Raw genomic sequence first — 13,675 nt, 5'->3', positions numbered from 1 at the left:
TCTTCACAAAATTCTGTACAATCTTAAGCGAAACTTCATCGTGTCTACTCCAGACTTTCTTCTGCTAGGTCAAGTAGTGTCCGTACCATCTCGGCGTTTGAGGCAACCGAGCCCGGCAGTTCCTGATCGAGCCGATCCTTCATCTGTGTCGCCCGTTCTGCATCGTCTCCGTACAGTGTTGCGTGGAACTCGCTCATACTTTCAGCCCCTTGCCCTGCTTGCCGTAGTGGGTGCTCGTCATCTCGCCCGCCAAACCGCGCGTGTTGCGCCGCTCTCGCGTCCCCTCGTTGTCCGAGTAGATCCACTCGGACCCGACCGTGTCGTCGCCGTCGACGTGCTTCTGTAGGCTCTCGGGCGCCTCCCGACCGTCCGGTTCCAGCTCGTCAGGGACGTGGGGAACCGTCCGAACTTGCGGGTTGTGGAGGTCGACGGGGTACTCGGTGATCTTCTCGACCTTCTTCAGGTCGGCGGAACTCTCGAAGCCGCCGAGTAGGCGGGCCTGGCACTGGCTGGCTACGTCCTCCTCGGCCTTCGCGAGCCGCTGAGTCACCCAGATCGAAGACGCACCCTCACCACGCCCGGTGGTCGCCAGTCCCGTGATGGGCTCGGGGACCTTCTTTTTCTGCGGGGCGACGAAGTGCGCCTCGTCGATGACGATCAGCACGTCTCCGGTTCGGCGAGCACCCGAGACGACTCGGGCAGACATCTCCCGCCACTGGTCAGGCTGAAGCCGCTGGTGACGTGCGAGCACGACCTTCTCGTTCTCCTCGATGAACTCCTGCCAGGTGGACGCCGACCACTCCATCTCGCGGGGCCCGGCGATCCACCAGCTGGTCAGGCCGGCCTTCGGAAGCCCCCGGTACTCGTCCTTGTAGTCGAGGACGACGACGTGGTCGTAGTCCGGGATGTTCTCCTCCATGACGTGCTGCGATTTGAACGACTTACCCCATCCAGACTGCGCCGCAAGTAACAGATTCATGGGTCGCTGTGCCCCTCCTCGGGTCGGCCGGCGTCGACGACGATCGTCCCGTCGAGCACGAGATCCCCGCCGTGCCAGCGCGAGAGCTTCACCGAGTCGCCGTCTTCGAGGCGCTGCAGGTGATCCTCCGAGAGCGTCATCGACTGCTCGGTCCACGTCCGGGAGCTGGTGTCCGGGTCGGCCGTGACCGCCTCGTAAACCCACCAGACGAGCAGCCCGATCACGTAGCCGATGAAAACCCAGTCCGACACAGAGAGGCGTCGAGTGTCTACTCTCATGCCGAATCACCTCCCTCGACGGTGGCCGTCGCGGCGTTGATCCCGTCCTCGACCGCCTCGAAGTTCCCCGCGAGGATCGTCCGCATGGCGTCCTTCCGACTCCACTCGATGACTTCGCGCTCGAACTCCCGGAGCGAGACACCGAATTTCCGCTCTACGTGCAGGCGAGCGAGGTCCTCGTCGGTGTGTTCGGAGAAACTCTCGCCGCCGCGCTCGCGCCAGGTGTCCGCCCACGTCTGTTTCTGTTCCTCCCACTTGCCCTCGTCGAGCCCGGCGTAGGCCATCGCGTCGTCTGCGTTGTCCAGTTTCCCGCCGACCACGTCGGTGAACCACCAGCGCTTGAACTCGCGGCTCGCGATGGCGTCGACAAGGTCCAGCAGTTGCTGCTCGCGCTCCTCTTCGTCGGCGTTGATCTGCACGCCGTCGATGTCGAGCGAGTCGTGCAGCCCTTTCACGGCCCGGAGTTGCCGGAACTCCAGGGCGACAAGGATCTCCACGAGGGCCTGCACGAGTTCGCTCTCGGTCGGGTCCTGTGCCACCTGTCGAAGTTGCTGGAATCGTTCCATTCCGCTTCCGAACATCAGAGATCCGCCTCCTGTAGCGCCTTGCTGGCGAGGTCTGTCTTCGTCCCGACGACCACGACCATGAACATCGTCGTGCCGATGAGAAGGGCCTGTTCGGGGGGCATGTCCGATTTCCCGCGGCTCTGCATCCACTCGTCGAAGTACTCGTCCAGATGGAGCTGGCGAGCGAGGTCTTCCTCCACCGTGTCGGCGTCGTCGGTGCCGTGTTCCTCGATGATGGCGTTGCTGACCGTCGTGAGGGTCCCGACGTACATGTCGCCCCACGAATCGCCGTCGGCTACGTCAGCCTCCTCAACTGCTTCCTCGACTTCCTCGTCGGCTGCCCCCTCCGGTTCCTCGCCGTCGGCGCCGGCTTCGGCTTCCACCTCGTCGGCGATTTCGTCGAGGTCGGCGTCGGCGAACTCGGACTCGTCGATCTCGGGAAGGTCGTCGTCGCCGGCCGTCTCGTCAGCGTCGGGCTGTTCCTCCGCGGTCGCTTCGGCTTCTTCGGCGCTCATGCCGTCCCCTCCGGACAGTCCTCGTGTCGTGGTTCCCCTGCCGTCGTTCGTCGCACCTCACCCGTGATGGGCTGGTTACAGACGTAGCAGAGGGTTCTACTCAATCAGGGACACCTCCTCGGTGTCGTCGGACTCTTGGCCGCCGTCTTCCGTCTCGGTGGTCTCCGAGTCGGGGAGCGGTTCCGCGTCGCTGCTACGGCGCTGTGCGACCACGTAGAGAAGCACGAGCACGCCGAGAATGCCGACGAGAAGCATCATCGTCCGCTGGTCGAGCGACGGGAGCGACAGACCCCCTCCGCCGCTGTCGCCGTCGTCCGTTTCTTCGTCGTCGCTGTCCTGTTCCTCGTGCTGCTGCTGATACTCCTCCTCGCTGGGCATGTCGGTGTCCTCCTCCGTGTCTGTTTCCTCGGTGCTCGCTGCCTGTTCGTCCGCTTCTGCTGATTCCTCGCTGTCTTCGGCCTGTGCGCGCACCTCCTCTCGCAGCTCGCTCCAGTCGTGGTCGTCGTCGACGCTGCCGTTGATGTGGCCCTTCACCGAGTCGAGGGCCTGCTGTTCGTCTTCGCCGTAGTCGCACCCCTCTACGGGGCAATGGTGATCGCTCATGTCTGAGAAGCCGCTTCTGCGTGTGGTTCGCCCTCGTGGGCGTCCTGTGCTCGCGCTTCGAGCCGGTCGCTCAGGTCTTCCAGCCGATCGAAAGTAATCGGCTCTTGGCCGTGCTGCTCGCGGATTCGGTTGATCGCCGCCCCCGCCTGTTCGGCGTGGGTCTTCGCTTCGTCGGCATCCTGCAGCTCTTGGTCGAGGCGGGTCACCGCGGCCTTGTACCCCTGCCAGGCCCGTCCGAGGGCCCCCGCGTCGGCCCCCTCGATCGCCTGGTCTTCACCCCCGTCGAGGGTGGTCTCGTCGGCCCGGTCGTCGTCGAGCAGCCGAGAAACTTCAGATTCGTCGTATCCGCACGCGTCGGTCAGAAACTCGCACGCGTCGGGGTCCCCGTGCTCGCAGTGGTCACGGGCGTGGTCGCACCCCTCGTCCTGGGTGCGACGGGCGGCACGACCCGCCTTCTGGGTGGGGGTCTCGCTGTCTTCGCGGCGGCGACCACCCCCCTCGCGGCCTGCTCGTTCCATCACCTCCCGGTGTTCGTCGACGGTCAGGGTGGGGTCGTAATGGGCCAGCCAATCGGACACCCCCTCGGAAGCTGCGAGCGCCTTCACGCTACGGGCGTGAGGGACTGACGCGCGGGCTTCCGAGAAGTCGATCTCCCCCCGTTCGTGGTCGGAGAGGGGGGCCTGACCAGACCCCCCTTCCCGCTCGGCACGGGAGTCGAGGGCCTGTTGCCGGGCCTGGTCGATGACGTGGTCGGGGGTATCGGACGCGAAGACCACCTCTTTGAGGCGCCTGTCGTCGTCGCTACACAGGTGGTCGCTGTGCTCGTCTCGAACGGCGTCGGCCGCTGTTTTCGTTCCAAACTCGATGGTCGTCACAACTGCCTCCGAAACGACCAACGGGCACCCTAGAAATAAAAACTGTCAACGAGTGAATAATTGAATGAGTGATTGACTGACTACGGCCAGGGTTGCGGCCGGCAAATCGGAAGTTGCCTCAACGAGTGGATTAAAATTCAGTTTAACCACAACTTTGTTACCATCGCAACAGAATCGGACTAGAAAATATATGCAGGTTGGTTTCAGTGGGTCCCGGTGGTCAACGTGAGTAATCCAACAGATCTTCAACAGGCCATTCTCTATACGGTCCGCGAACACCCACGATGGTCCAATGCAGAAGTTGCAGACCATGTCGGCTGCTCTGATAGCTATGTCAGCAATACCTTGGAGGAATATGATACTTCTATTCTCGACACGATAGACAACCCTACCACCGCGGATGAGGTTGACCACGAACCAAGTGAGTACGGTTCCGGTACGCAAGACGGTATCGGACTGGTCGAGATGCTGGTCCTGATGCTAATATTGTGGGTCGTAGGCTGGAAAGTCGGAATTGTTCCGGCGCCCGGAGAGGTGCTTACAACAGCGATATTCTGAATTGAGTTCGTCCGTTCATCACAGAAACTCATCGATAGTCGGGGCCATATCTTAGCGAGTGGCACCACCAAAGAAGGGTTAATCAGCCTGAACAGTCGCACCTCCCGTCGCGGCGGCCTTCGAGAATGGCCGGATGTACACTGCCAGGTAGTCGCTCGGGGGCATCCCGTTCTGGAGGTGGACGTAGCCGCGTTCAGCGAGCTTGTGCAGCAACACGACCGCCTGGTCCTGGTCGGCGTCGCCCACAGCCTGCGCGAGCGCCTTCTTCGCCGTCTCACCGCGGACGATCCCGCTCTCGTTGCGCTTCTTGCACAGCGTCCGGTAGGCGACAGCGAGGTCCCGGTCTTTGGGCTCTTCCCACGGCTCGATCTCCTCGCCCTCGTCGTCGGGGGCGTCGACTTGCTGGCGGACGTAGCCCTCCAGGTCGGCGCTCATGTTGTCCACCTGCTGTTTGTACTGCTCTTTCAGCCGAGTGGGGAGCCGGAAGGTGATCTTGTCGCTCCCGTCCTCGTCGTGGAGCTGGGAACCGCCGGGCATGTACTAACAGCACCCCCCAGCGTAAGACGAGACGAAACCCCAACATTGCGAGCGGATCGGCACCGATGTTGGTACATGTAGGACAGCCCCCCGTGGGGTGCTGACCGGGACTCGCGCTAGCGGGCGGGCGGTCGTGCGCGTCACCGGCCGACACCTCCCATGCAGTCACGGGCTCGACGGAGCAGGTTGCCGACTGTACCGGGCGAGCGCCCGCTCAGGTCGGCATACTCGCGGACGCCCATCTCACCGTGGTCGCAGGTCAGATGCGCGTCGAGTTCGGCAGAAGTGAGATCGTCGTAGCGGTTCGGGTCGTCGTCGAGTTCGAGCCACGCTGGTGGCTCTGGGTAGTTCCGGCCCGTGTCGAGGTGGGAGACGACGATCCGGCCGCGGGTCCACTGCCACCACAGCGAGGCGACGTGGGCGCACCAGCCGTCGTTGAACTGGTGTCCCTTGCAGGAACAGTCGGCGAGCAGGGTCCGCCCCTTCAGCGCCCACGTCACTCTGTGTTCGCTCTCGCCGTCGCTGAGGCGAACCATGCGCTCGGCGTCGTTCACGGGCCCGCCGCTGTCGCGCTCCGTCTGCGCCCGCTGCCAGGGCGTCGAGAGCGTCCAGTCGTCGGGCATCGACAGCGTTTCCGGACCGCCGAGTCGGTCGGGGAGGTCGTCGCTCGGCTGCCAGCTGCGGCTGCCGAGACTCATGGGTCGACCCCCTGCTCACTATCCGTACGTAGTGACCAACTGATCGGCGGGCCAAAGACTGAACGGTGTAGGCTCTGAACCACAGATATGGCTGCGACTGCCGCCCAAATCCGTGAGCTGATGGTGATGGTGATTGGTTTACAGCTCTCAATTGTCGGTGCCTTCTTCGAACTGCTGTCTCTGACACTGACTGGAGTATTAGTTACGGCCGTTGCATCCTTATATGAGATATCCAGGTGGATGGGGTTCCGCTGAGAGTCAATACCGCTCATGGGCGACACACCCCCGAGTGACGGCTCGGACAGGGCCGGCCATCTTCGATGATGGGTGTTCCGCAGTACTGACAGATCGTCGTCTCGCGAAGTGGGCGCTTCAAAAAGACCACCTCCGAATCGCGGCGAGTCCACGATTTCTGGAATGGCCGAAAAAGCGGCGCAGAAGGCCGCTATTGTTATAAATTGGATGGGTTCGGGCGGATTTGAACCACCGGTCTCGGCCTTGTAAAGGCCGCGTCATAACCAACTAGACCACGAACCCTCGCCACGATTTTCCGTCCGGGTGGGAATAACCCTTTCTCTCTCGGTCGAACCCGCAGGCTTACGCCGGCGGCGGCCCTCCCGACGCGTATGGTCGACAGTCGGATCGTCTGGGGGTTCGGGGCCTGTCTCCTGGTGGTGGTCGGGGGCGTCTACGCGGTCCAGTCCGGCCTGCTCTACCAGCTGAACCCGCCGGACCCGGACGGCTACGACCGGGTGACGGTCACGGCCTACGACGAGAACGGGACGGAACTCGCGACGGTCGAGGCGCGGGTCGCCGACACCGAACCCAAGCGCTACCTCGGCCTCAGTAACACCACCGACCTGATGACAGGGGAGGGGATGCTGTTCGTCCACGAGGAAGTGGACAGCTACGGGTACGTGATGCGGGATATGGCATTCCCGCTGGACATCGTCTTCCTGGGTGCCGACGAGCGCGTCACGACGATCCACCACGCGGCGATCCCGGAGGGGAGCTACGAGAAGACCTATCGCGGCCGCGGGAAGTGGGTGCTGGAGGTGCCCCGCGGGTGGGCCAACCGCACGGGCGTCGACGCGGGCGACCGGATCGCGATCCCCGAATCGGCACACAACGTGAGCGGGTGAGGCGGTGGGAGGGGTGGGGTAGCTCTCGGGGTGTGTTCCGATACGGGAACGTTTCTCACGGCTTCGACGCGCTTTAGGAACCTCGTCCCCTGAGCGTATGCGATGAGTGTAGACCTCGACGAGGAGGAGGTCTTCGAGGACGTACGCGACCGGGTCGACTACCCGATGCGACGGCTGTTCGCCGAGTACGGACGGGAGAACGCCTTCCAGTTCGTGGTCGGGTTCGTCAGCAGCGTCGCGGCGCGTATCCTCGACCTCCTCCCGCCGCTCTTGCTGGCGGTCGCTATCGACTCTATCTTCGGCGAGCAACAGTACAGCCTCTGGCTGGTCCCCCAGTCGTGGCTCCCCGAATCACAGATCGGACAGATCTGGCTGACCGTCGGCATCATCGCCGCCGCGTTCCTGATCGGCGCGGGCTTTCACTGGACGCGCAACTGGGGGTGGAACTCCTTCGCCCAGAACATCCAGCACGACGTGCGAACGGACACCTACGACAAGATGCAGCGGCTCAACATGGACTTCTTCGCCGACAAGCAGACCGGCGAACTGATGTCTATCCTCTCGAACGACGTGAACCGGCTGGAGCGGTTCCTCAACGACGGGATGAACTCCTTCTTCCGGCTGTCGATCATGGTGCTGGGGATCTCGGTCATCCTGTTCTCGATGAACTGGCGACTCGCGCTCATCGCGCTGGTGCCGGTGCCGGTCATCGCCTTCTTCACGAAGAAGTTCATCGACGTGATCCAGCCCAAGTACGCGGACGTGCGGTCGTCGGTCGGCCAGCTCAACTCCCGGCTGGAGAACAACCTCGGCGGCATCCAGGTGATCAAGACGGCCAACACCGAGACCTTCGAGTCCGACCGCGTCGACGACGTCTCGGAGGACTACTTCGACGCCAACTGGGACGCCATCGACACGCGGATCAAGTTCTTCCCGGGGCTGCGGCTCATCTCGGGGCTCGGGTTCGTGCTGACGTTCGTCGTCGGCGCGTTCTGGGTGGTCGGCGAACCGCTCGGGCCGCTGTCGGGCGAACTCAGCTCTGGTGCGTTCGTGGCCTTCATCCTCTACACCCAGCGGTTCATCTGGCCGATGGCCCAGTTCGGGCAGATAATCAACATGTACCAGCGCGCCCACGCCTCCAGCGAGCGCATCTTCGGCCTGATGGACACGCCGAGCCGGATCGTCGAGGACCCCGACGCGGAGCCGCTCGCGGTCGAGGAGGGGCGCGTCGAGTTCGACGACGTGAGCTTCGGGTACGGGGACGACCCCGAGGCCGAGACCATCGTGGAGGACATCACCTTCGACGTCGAGGGCGGCGAGACGGTCGCGCTGGTCGGGCCCACGGGCGCCGGCAAGTCGACGGTGATGAAGCTCCTGCTCCGGATGTACGACGTGGACGAGGGCGCCATCCGCATCGACGGGACGGACCTGCGCGAGGCGACCATCCCGAGCCTGCGCCAGGCGCTGGGGTACGTCAGCCAGGAGACGTTCCTCTTCTACGGGACCGTCGAGGAGAACATCGAGTACGGCACCTTCGACGCCGACCGCGAGGACATCGTCGAGGCGGCGAAGATGGCCGAGGCCCACCAGTTCATCCAGAATCTCCCCGAGGGCTACGACACGAAGGTCGGCGAGCGAGGCGTGAAACTCTCGGGCGGCCAGCGCCAGCGCATCGCGCTCGCGCGGGCGATCCTCAAAGACCCGGACATCCTGGTGCTCGACGAGGCGACCTCGGACGTGGACACGGAGACGGAGATGCTCATCCAGCGTTCGCTGGACAAGCTGACCGCCGACCGGACGACTTTCGCCATCGCCCACCGGCTGTCGACGATCAAGGACGCGGACAAGATCGTCGTGCTGGAGGACGGCCGGATCGTCGAGCGGGGCACCCACGAGGAGCTGCTGGCCGAGGACGGGCTGTACGCGAAGCTCTGGGCGGTCCAGGCGGGCGAGATCGACGAACTGCCCGAGGAGTTCGTCGAGCGGGCGGCGCGGCGCCGCTCGAAGGTCGAGGCCGACGCCGAGGCCGAAGCGGGCGACGACGACTGACCGGGGGGCGCGGCCAGGTGGCGGTCGTGGGCGGGGTGGTCGTGGTGGGCCCGACCGCTCGGGCCAGTGGTGGGCCCGACCGGGCGGGTGCAGGCGGGAAGCTTTTTGCGTCCGGACGTGGCACCGTCGGGTATGAAGGTCCTCCTGGGCATGGGCGGGAGTCCCGACGGGTTCGACGCGCTCGACGAGACGCTGGCCCGCGCCCGCGAGGCGGGCGACGACCTGACGGTGGCCGTCCTCGACACGTCCGAGGACTACGACGTCGACGACGTGGAGTCGCGGATCCGCGACCGGGTCGCCGACGCCGACCTCGACGCCGAGGTGACCCAGCTCCCGGGTCACCCGGGGAGTCAGCTGTCGCAGTTCGCCGAGCGCGAGGGGTTCGACCGCATCGTCATCGGGGGCGGCCAGCGCAGCCCGATGGGAAAGATCGAACTCGGCGAGGTCGCCGAGTTCGTCCTGCTGAACGCCGACACGACGGTGACTCTCGTTCGATGACCGGACGCACCTACCCCGACGAGCCGGCCGACTCGTTCCCGGAGCCCCCGCTCGAGTTCACCGACGGCGAGGACCGCGAGATCCGCATCGAACGCAGCGGCGTCGACGACTTCGAGCGGCTGGTCGGGATGTACGACGAGTTCGACCCGGCCGACCGCGCGCAGGGCATCCCGCCGGTCAAGGAAGAGGCCGTCCGCGAGTGGCTGGACACGCTCCTCTCGGAGGAGTCGGTCAACGTCGTCGCTGTCCACGAGGGCGAGCCGGTCGGCCACGCCATCCTCGTCCCCGACCGGGAGGCCGCCTACGAGCTCGCGGTGTTCGTCCTCGGCGACTACCAGAGCGCGGGGATCGGCACCAGGCTGCTGGAGGCGTTGCTGGGGGCCGGCCGGGCGGCCGACATCGAGAAGGTGTGGCTCACCGTCGAGCGCTGGAACGAACCCGCCATCGCGCTGTACGAGAAGCTCGGCTTCGAGACGAGCAACGCCGAGAGCTTCGAGCTGGAGATGGCGATCCGGCTGTCCTGAACGGTCGCGACCGGTCTCCGGACTCCCGCGCTACACCGAGAGGACGGGCTGGCTGGCGTACTCGACGACGTACTGGGCGGACTTGCCGAGCGTCTCGTCCGGTTCGGTCCCGTGTTCCCGGGGGACGACGACGAAGTCCGCGGGGAGCTCCTCGGCCACGTCGAGGATGGCGCTGCCGGGGTGCTGGCGCAGTCGCGACCGGGAGAAGCCGACGACCGTCGAGTGGGTGACCGGCACGTCGTCGGCGAACTCCGCGGCGTCGTCGGCGAACGACACCTGTTCGTCGGCGACCGCTTCCGGGTCGACCTCGCCGGTCTCGATCCCGCGCTTGACCGGTTCGTCTATCACGTGCAACACGTGCACCGCCGCGTCGTACCGGTCGGCGATCGCGAGCCCGTAGCGGACGGCCTGTTCGGCCTGGTCCGTCGCGTCGACCGGCACGAGGACCTGATCGATGTCCAGCGTCATTGTTCCCGTGTCGGTGGGGCGAGGGGAAAAAGACACCGGGGTCGGACCGCTCCGCCCGCCCCGGCTCCGACGACGACACCACTGGGACGAGGCGACGACCCGGGCGCGACCGCGTCGGGGATGGCGTGGTTTATATCACTGGGCGCGGATCACACGACCATGTTCGACACGGTGGTCATCGCGACCGACGGCTCGGACAGCGCCTCGCGGGCCGTCGACGTGGCGCTGGACTTCGCCGGCAAGTTCGAGGCGGAGGTCCACGCGCTGTACGTGGTCGACAGGGGGGACGTGGCGGCGTCGCCGGACGAACTCAGGAAGGAACTCGTCGACGCGCTGGAGGCCGCCGCCGAGGAGGCGCTCGACGACGTGCGCGAGCGCACCGAGGGGTCGGTCGAGACGGCCGTCCGCAACGGCCGCCCGGGCACCGAGATCACCAACTACGCAGAGGAGGTCGACGCCGACGCGGTCGCGCTCGGGACGCGCGGCCGCCACGGCGACCACGGGTTCGTCCTCGGCAGCGTCGCCGAGGCAGTCGTCCGCCGCTGTGACCGGCCCGTGCTCACCGTCCGCCAGCTTGACGAGGGCGAGGTCGCGCCGGGCGACGCCTGAGCAGCCGGCGACGGCGGGCGTCGCTGCGGGCGCGAGGTGGTCCGTACTCGCGGGGGACTCCGACCGAGTCCGGCAGGGTTCGCAACCGGGGGCTTGATACCCTCGCGGGCGCTCTCGGGCGTATGGACGACCGGATCATCGACGGCGACCGGCTCCCGCTCGAACGGAAGTCGGTCCTGCCGGGCGAGGGCTTCTTCTACCCCGATTCGCTGCGGGAGACGAAAAAGGAGAGCGAGGCCGTCGAGGCGCTGTCGGGCGCCGAGACGGTCGTGATCGCCGACACCGACGCCGACGGGCTGGGTTGCGTCGCGCTCGTCCGCGAGGTCCACGGCGACGACGCCGCTCTGGTCCCCTCCGGGCCCCACGAACTCCGCCAGAGCATCGAGTGGGCCGTCGAGTACGCCCCCGACGACGCCGTCGTCTTCATCTGTGACCTCTGTCCCGACAGCGAGGGGGACATCGAGGGGATCGAGGCGCTGGCCGAGCGGACGACGGTCCGCTGGTTCGACCACCACCAGTGGGACGACGACCTCGCGGCCGCCGTCGAGGCCGCCGGCGTGGACCTGACCGTCGGCGACTCCGACGAAGTCTGCACGACCGACGTGGCGCTGGCCGAACTCGACTACGGCTTCCCCGAGAAGTTCGAGGCGCTCGCGCGGGTCACACGCGACCACGACCTGTGGATCAAGGAGGACGAACGCAGCGACGACCTGGCCGACTACGCGATGTGGGCCGAGCCGGAGGAGTACGTCCGGGTGATCCGTCGCTACGGTGTCGACTTCCCCGAGGCCGTCGAACAGTTCCTCGAAGAGGAGCGCGTCGAGAAGGAGGCGCTGATCGAGAAGGCCGTCGAGCGGGGTGAACTCCGTGAGGTCGGCGAGTGGACCGTCGGCGTCACCTACGGCCGCTGCTCGCAGAACGAGGTCGCCGAGGCGATGCGCCAGCAGGGCGCCGACGCCTCCGTGATCGTCAAGCCGGCCGGCAGCGCCTCGATCCGCGGCTCGGAGACCTTCGAGCGCGCCCACGAGGTCGCCGAGCAGGTCAACGGCGGCGGCCACCCCCGAGCCGCGGGGTGCAAGCCCGACATCTACGACGACATGCTCGACTACGCCCACCACTGGACGACCCGCGGCGCGGTGGCGAAACAGGCCATCCTCGACGCCTTCCGCGCGCTCCCGCCCAAGGACGAGGAAGGCCTCGACACCGAGCGGTAAGTTCAGCGCAGGTTTCTCACGTTCTCCCGGAGTCGGTCGGCCCGCGCCTCGCGCGCGGACTCGTCCGCGCCGCCCCACCAGGCGTCGAACCACCGACACTCGACCAGCCACGTGACCGCGAGGTAGAACGACTGCCGGCGTTCGAACGCCGCGTCGCGCTCGAACCCGTCCTCCCTGCCTTCCTCGTACGCGTCGATGAACGCCTCGCGAACGCGCTCCCGGGCGGCCGAACCGACGGGCGCCCGCCCGGAGAACTCGCGGACGGCCCAGGCCAGTTCGTACCGGGGGTCACCGGCCTGCGCCGCGCCCCAGTCGAGGACGGCCGTGGGCTCGCCCGTCCCGGGGTCGGCGAGCAGGTTCCCGGGTCGGTAGTCGCCGTGCAGGAGCGCGGCGTCGGCCGCGAGGTCGAGGTCGGCGAACCGGCCGTCGGCGTACTCGCGGAGCGGCCCCGTCAGGTCCGCGAAGCGCGTACCGACCAGCCCGTCGAGCGAGTCGTCGACGATGTCGCGCAGCCTGTCGGGCCACGTCGCTCGACCGTCGCGTACGGCCGGACTGCCGTCCCCGGAAACCAGGTCGCCGAACGCGTCGAACGACCGCAGGTCGTGGACCCGGGCGAGGTGTCGCCCGGACTCGCGGAGGAGTCGCTCCGCGACGGCCGCCCGACCGTCGACGGCGACCCCGAGCGGCGGTTCGCCGGGGAGTCGCTCCATCAGGAACGCGGGGGCGGGAAGTCCGTCCCGGGAGCGATAGGTGCCGTAGACCGCCGGGACGGGGATGTCCGTCTCCCGCTCGACGAGTTCGAGCAGGTCGACTTCGACGAGGAACCGTTCCGGGGACCGACCCTCTGCCGGACCGTCCCTCCGGAAGCACTTCAGCACGGCCTCGCGCCGTCGGTCCTCCGCGTCCCGGGCCGTGACACCGTACACGATGTCGCTGCCGGCCGGCATCGGCTCGGCGTTCAGGACGGTCCAGTCAGCGCGGAGGGCGGCGACGGCGGTCGCGACCTGTTCGTCCGAGAGCGGGTCGCGGGGGCCGTACTTCGGGTCGGTCATCGCCGGGCGTCAGCTCTCACTTCTCGCCGGCGAGCCACTTCTCGGAGTAGGCGGTGCCGCAGGTACACTGGACGTAGGCGTGGATCACGTCGCCCTCCTGGTAGAGTCCCTCGACCTCCTCGTTCTGTTCCTCGGCGAAGGCGAAGACGAACCGGGCGTCGTGCGGTCCCTCGGTGTCGTCGCTATCCGGGCAGACCCCGCCGGTCGCGTCGGCGTCGACGGTCCCTTCGTTGGGCATCGCCTGCTTGGCGAAGGCCATCGGGTCCAGATCGGTCGCGCGCTGGAAGGCGCTACGGCCGCTGTCGCCCTCGACGACGAGGACGACCCCGTCGTCGACGCGCTCGCCGTGGCCCGCCAGGGCGTCGATCCCCGAGACGGCGTCGTCGGCGAAGTACATGAACACGTCCTCCGGCCGGTCGCCGGCCAGGAACTCCTCGCGGTCGCTCATGTCCGCCGAGAGTCGGGGAGCGGTGAAAAGTGGCGCGGCTCCGGGTCGGCGCCTCCGACCGC

Annotated in this window: 20 protein-coding genes and 1 tRNA gene; 8 read left to right on the top strand and 13 right to left on the bottom strand. The window is 66.7% G+C overall.

The genetic code is table 11. The annotated features are described in order from the left end of the window. Positions 1 to 44: 44 nt before the first annotated feature. The 7 genes from ACMGFG_RS04035 to ACMGFG_RS04005 all read right to left on the bottom strand — a co-directional run bounded on the left by ACMGFG_RS04035 (position 45) and on the right by ACMGFG_RS04005 (position 3,816). Positions 45 to 197, bottom strand: coding sequence for a hypothetical protein (locus ACMGFG_RS04035; protein ID WP_436929068.1), 153 nt, complete (start codon positions 195 to 197; stop codon positions 45 to 47). Next, positions 194 to 979, bottom strand: a complete 786-nt coding sequence (locus ACMGFG_RS04030; RefSeq protein WP_436929067.1) for an ATP-binding protein — start codon at positions 977 to 979, stop codon at positions 194 to 196. Before ACMGFG_RS04030 ends, ACMGFG_RS04035 begins: the two co-directional genes overlap by 4 nt. After that, a complete protein-coding gene (locus tag ACMGFG_RS04025; RefSeq protein WP_436929066.1) occupies positions 976 to 1,257 on the bottom strand; it encodes a hypothetical protein in 282 nt (93 codons plus the stop codon). Before ACMGFG_RS04025 ends, ACMGFG_RS04030 begins: the two co-directional genes overlap by 4 nt. After that, positions 1,254 to 1,838 carry a hypothetical protein gene (locus ACMGFG_RS04020; protein WP_436929065.1) on the bottom strand — a complete coding sequence of 195 codons (585 nt, stop codon included), beginning with the start codon at positions 1,836 to 1,838 and terminating at the stop codon, positions 1,254 to 1,256. The genes ACMGFG_RS04025 and ACMGFG_RS04020 overlap by 4 nt, the downstream gene beginning before the upstream one ends. Next, on the bottom strand, positions 1,838 to 2,338 hold the full coding sequence (locus ACMGFG_RS04015; protein WP_436929064.1) for a hypothetical protein: 501 nt from the start codon (positions 2,336 to 2,338) through the stop codon (positions 1,838 to 1,840). Before ACMGFG_RS04015 ends, ACMGFG_RS04020 begins: the two co-directional genes overlap by 1 nt. 96 nt (positions 2,339 to 2,434) lie before the next feature. Continuing rightward, positions 2,435 to 2,941: a hypothetical protein gene (locus ACMGFG_RS04010; protein ID WP_436929063.1), complete on the bottom strand. Its 507-nt coding sequence runs from the start codon at positions 2,939 to 2,941 to the stop codon at positions 2,435 to 2,437. After that, complete coding sequence (locus ACMGFG_RS04005) at positions 2,938 to 3,816, bottom strand: hypothetical protein (RefSeq protein ID WP_436929062.1); 879 nt, start codon at positions 3,814 to 3,816, stop codon at positions 2,938 to 2,940. Before ACMGFG_RS04005 ends, ACMGFG_RS04010 begins: the two co-directional genes overlap by 4 nt. Positions 3,817 to 4,032: 216 nt before the next feature. Between ACMGFG_RS04005 and ACMGFG_RS04000 the strand changes: the two genes are divergently transcribed. Continuing rightward, positions 4,033 to 4,374: a hypothetical protein gene (locus ACMGFG_RS04000; protein ID WP_436929061.1), complete on the top strand. Its 342-nt coding sequence runs from the start codon at positions 4,033 to 4,035 to the stop codon at positions 4,372 to 4,374. Between the two features lie 78 nt (positions 4,375 to 4,452). Here the strand turns inward: ACMGFG_RS04000 and ACMGFG_RS03995 are convergent, their stop codons facing one another. Beyond that, complete coding sequence (locus tag ACMGFG_RS03995; RefSeq protein ID WP_436929060.1) at positions 4,453 to 4,911, bottom strand: hypothetical protein; 459 nt, start codon at positions 4,909 to 4,911, stop codon at positions 4,453 to 4,455. 140 nt (positions 4,912 to 5,051) lie between these two features. After that, positions 5,052 to 5,609, bottom strand: a complete 558-nt coding sequence (locus tag ACMGFG_RS03990; protein ID WP_436929059.1) for an SWIM zinc finger family protein — start codon at positions 5,607 to 5,609, stop codon at positions 5,052 to 5,054. Between the two features lie 87 nt (positions 5,610 to 5,696). Between ACMGFG_RS03990 and ACMGFG_RS03985 the strand changes: the two genes are divergently transcribed. Further along, a complete protein-coding gene (locus tag ACMGFG_RS03985) occupies positions 5,697 to 5,864 on the top strand; it encodes a hypothetical protein (RefSeq protein ID WP_436929058.1) in 168 nt (55 codons plus the stop codon). Positions 5,865 to 6,072: 208 nt separating this feature from the next. Here the strand turns inward: ACMGFG_RS03985 and ACMGFG_RS03980 are convergent. Continuing rightward, positions 6,073 to 6,146, bottom strand: a tRNA-Val gene (locus ACMGFG_RS03980). Between the two features lie 89 nt (positions 6,147 to 6,235). On the opposite strand from ACMGFG_RS03980, the gene ACMGFG_RS03975 reads away from it, so the two are divergent. The 4 genes from ACMGFG_RS03975 (at position 6,236) to ACMGFG_RS03960 (ending at position 9,822) form a co-directional block, all read left to right on the top strand. Beyond that, positions 6,236 to 6,751 carry a DUF192 domain-containing protein gene (locus ACMGFG_RS03975; RefSeq protein ID WP_436929057.1) on the top strand — a complete coding sequence of 172 codons (516 nt, stop codon included), beginning with the start codon at positions 6,236 to 6,238 and terminating at the stop codon, positions 6,749 to 6,751. 102 nt (positions 6,752 to 6,853) lie between these two features. Beyond that, complete coding sequence (locus ACMGFG_RS03970) at positions 6,854 to 8,800, top strand: ABC transporter ATP-binding protein (RefSeq protein WP_436929056.1); 1,947 nt, start codon at positions 6,854 to 6,856, stop codon at positions 8,798 to 8,800. A gap of 132 nt (positions 8,801 to 8,932) precedes the next feature. Next, positions 8,933 to 9,298: a universal stress protein gene (locus tag ACMGFG_RS03965; RefSeq protein WP_436929055.1), complete on the top strand. Its 366-nt coding sequence runs from the start codon at positions 8,933 to 8,935 to the stop codon at positions 9,296 to 9,298. After that, the gene (locus tag ACMGFG_RS03960; protein WP_436929054.1) at positions 9,295 to 9,822 is read left to right on the top strand and encodes a GNAT family N-acetyltransferase; all 528 of its coding nucleotides are present in this window, start codon (positions 9,295 to 9,297) and stop codon (positions 9,820 to 9,822) included. Before ACMGFG_RS03965 ends, ACMGFG_RS03960 begins: the two co-directional genes overlap by 4 nt. A 30-nt stretch (positions 9,823 to 9,852) precedes the next feature. Here ACMGFG_RS03960 and ACMGFG_RS03955 read toward each other — a convergent pair whose 3' ends face one another. Next, positions 9,853 to 10,290: a universal stress protein gene (locus ACMGFG_RS03955; protein ID WP_436929053.1), complete on the bottom strand. Its 438-nt coding sequence runs from the start codon at positions 10,288 to 10,290 to the stop codon at positions 9,853 to 9,855. Positions 10,291 to 10,449: 159 nt separating this feature from the next. Here ACMGFG_RS03955 and ACMGFG_RS03950 point away from each other — a divergent pair, with 159 nt between their 5' ends. Together ACMGFG_RS03950 and ACMGFG_RS03945 are read left to right on the top strand one after the other, a co-directional pair. Continuing rightward, entirely contained in the window at positions 10,450 to 10,899 is a 450-nt protein-coding gene (locus ACMGFG_RS03950) for a universal stress protein (RefSeq protein WP_436929052.1), read from the top strand. Between the two features lie 122 nt (positions 10,900 to 11,021). Beyond that, positions 11,022 to 12,113 carry a DHH family phosphoesterase gene (locus ACMGFG_RS03945; RefSeq protein ID WP_436929051.1) on the top strand — a complete coding sequence of 364 codons (1,092 nt, stop codon included), beginning with the start codon at positions 11,022 to 11,024 and terminating at the stop codon, positions 12,111 to 12,113. Between the two features lie 2 nt (positions 12,114 to 12,115). Here ACMGFG_RS03945 and ACMGFG_RS03940 read toward each other — a convergent pair whose 3' ends face one another. Then, entirely contained in the window at positions 12,116 to 13,165 is a 1,050-nt protein-coding gene (locus ACMGFG_RS03940) for a phosphotransferase family protein (protein ID WP_436929050.1), read from the bottom strand. A gap of 16 nt (positions 13,166 to 13,181) precedes the next feature. After that, on the bottom strand, positions 13,182 to 13,613 hold the full coding sequence (locus tag ACMGFG_RS03935; protein ID WP_436929049.1) for a DUF5807 family protein: 432 nt from the start codon (positions 13,611 to 13,613) through the stop codon (positions 13,182 to 13,184). Positions 13,614 to 13,675: the final 62 nt, after the last annotated feature.

It is taken from the genome of Halosimplex halobium (genome assembly GCF_051414055.1).
In the GTDB taxonomy this organism is placed as follows: Archaea; Halobacteriota; Halobacteria; order Halobacteriales; family Haloarculaceae; genus Halosimplex; species Halosimplex halobium.
The sequence above is the reverse complement of the archived record's forward strand: the minus strand, read 5'-3'. Positions and strand labels throughout refer to the sequence as shown.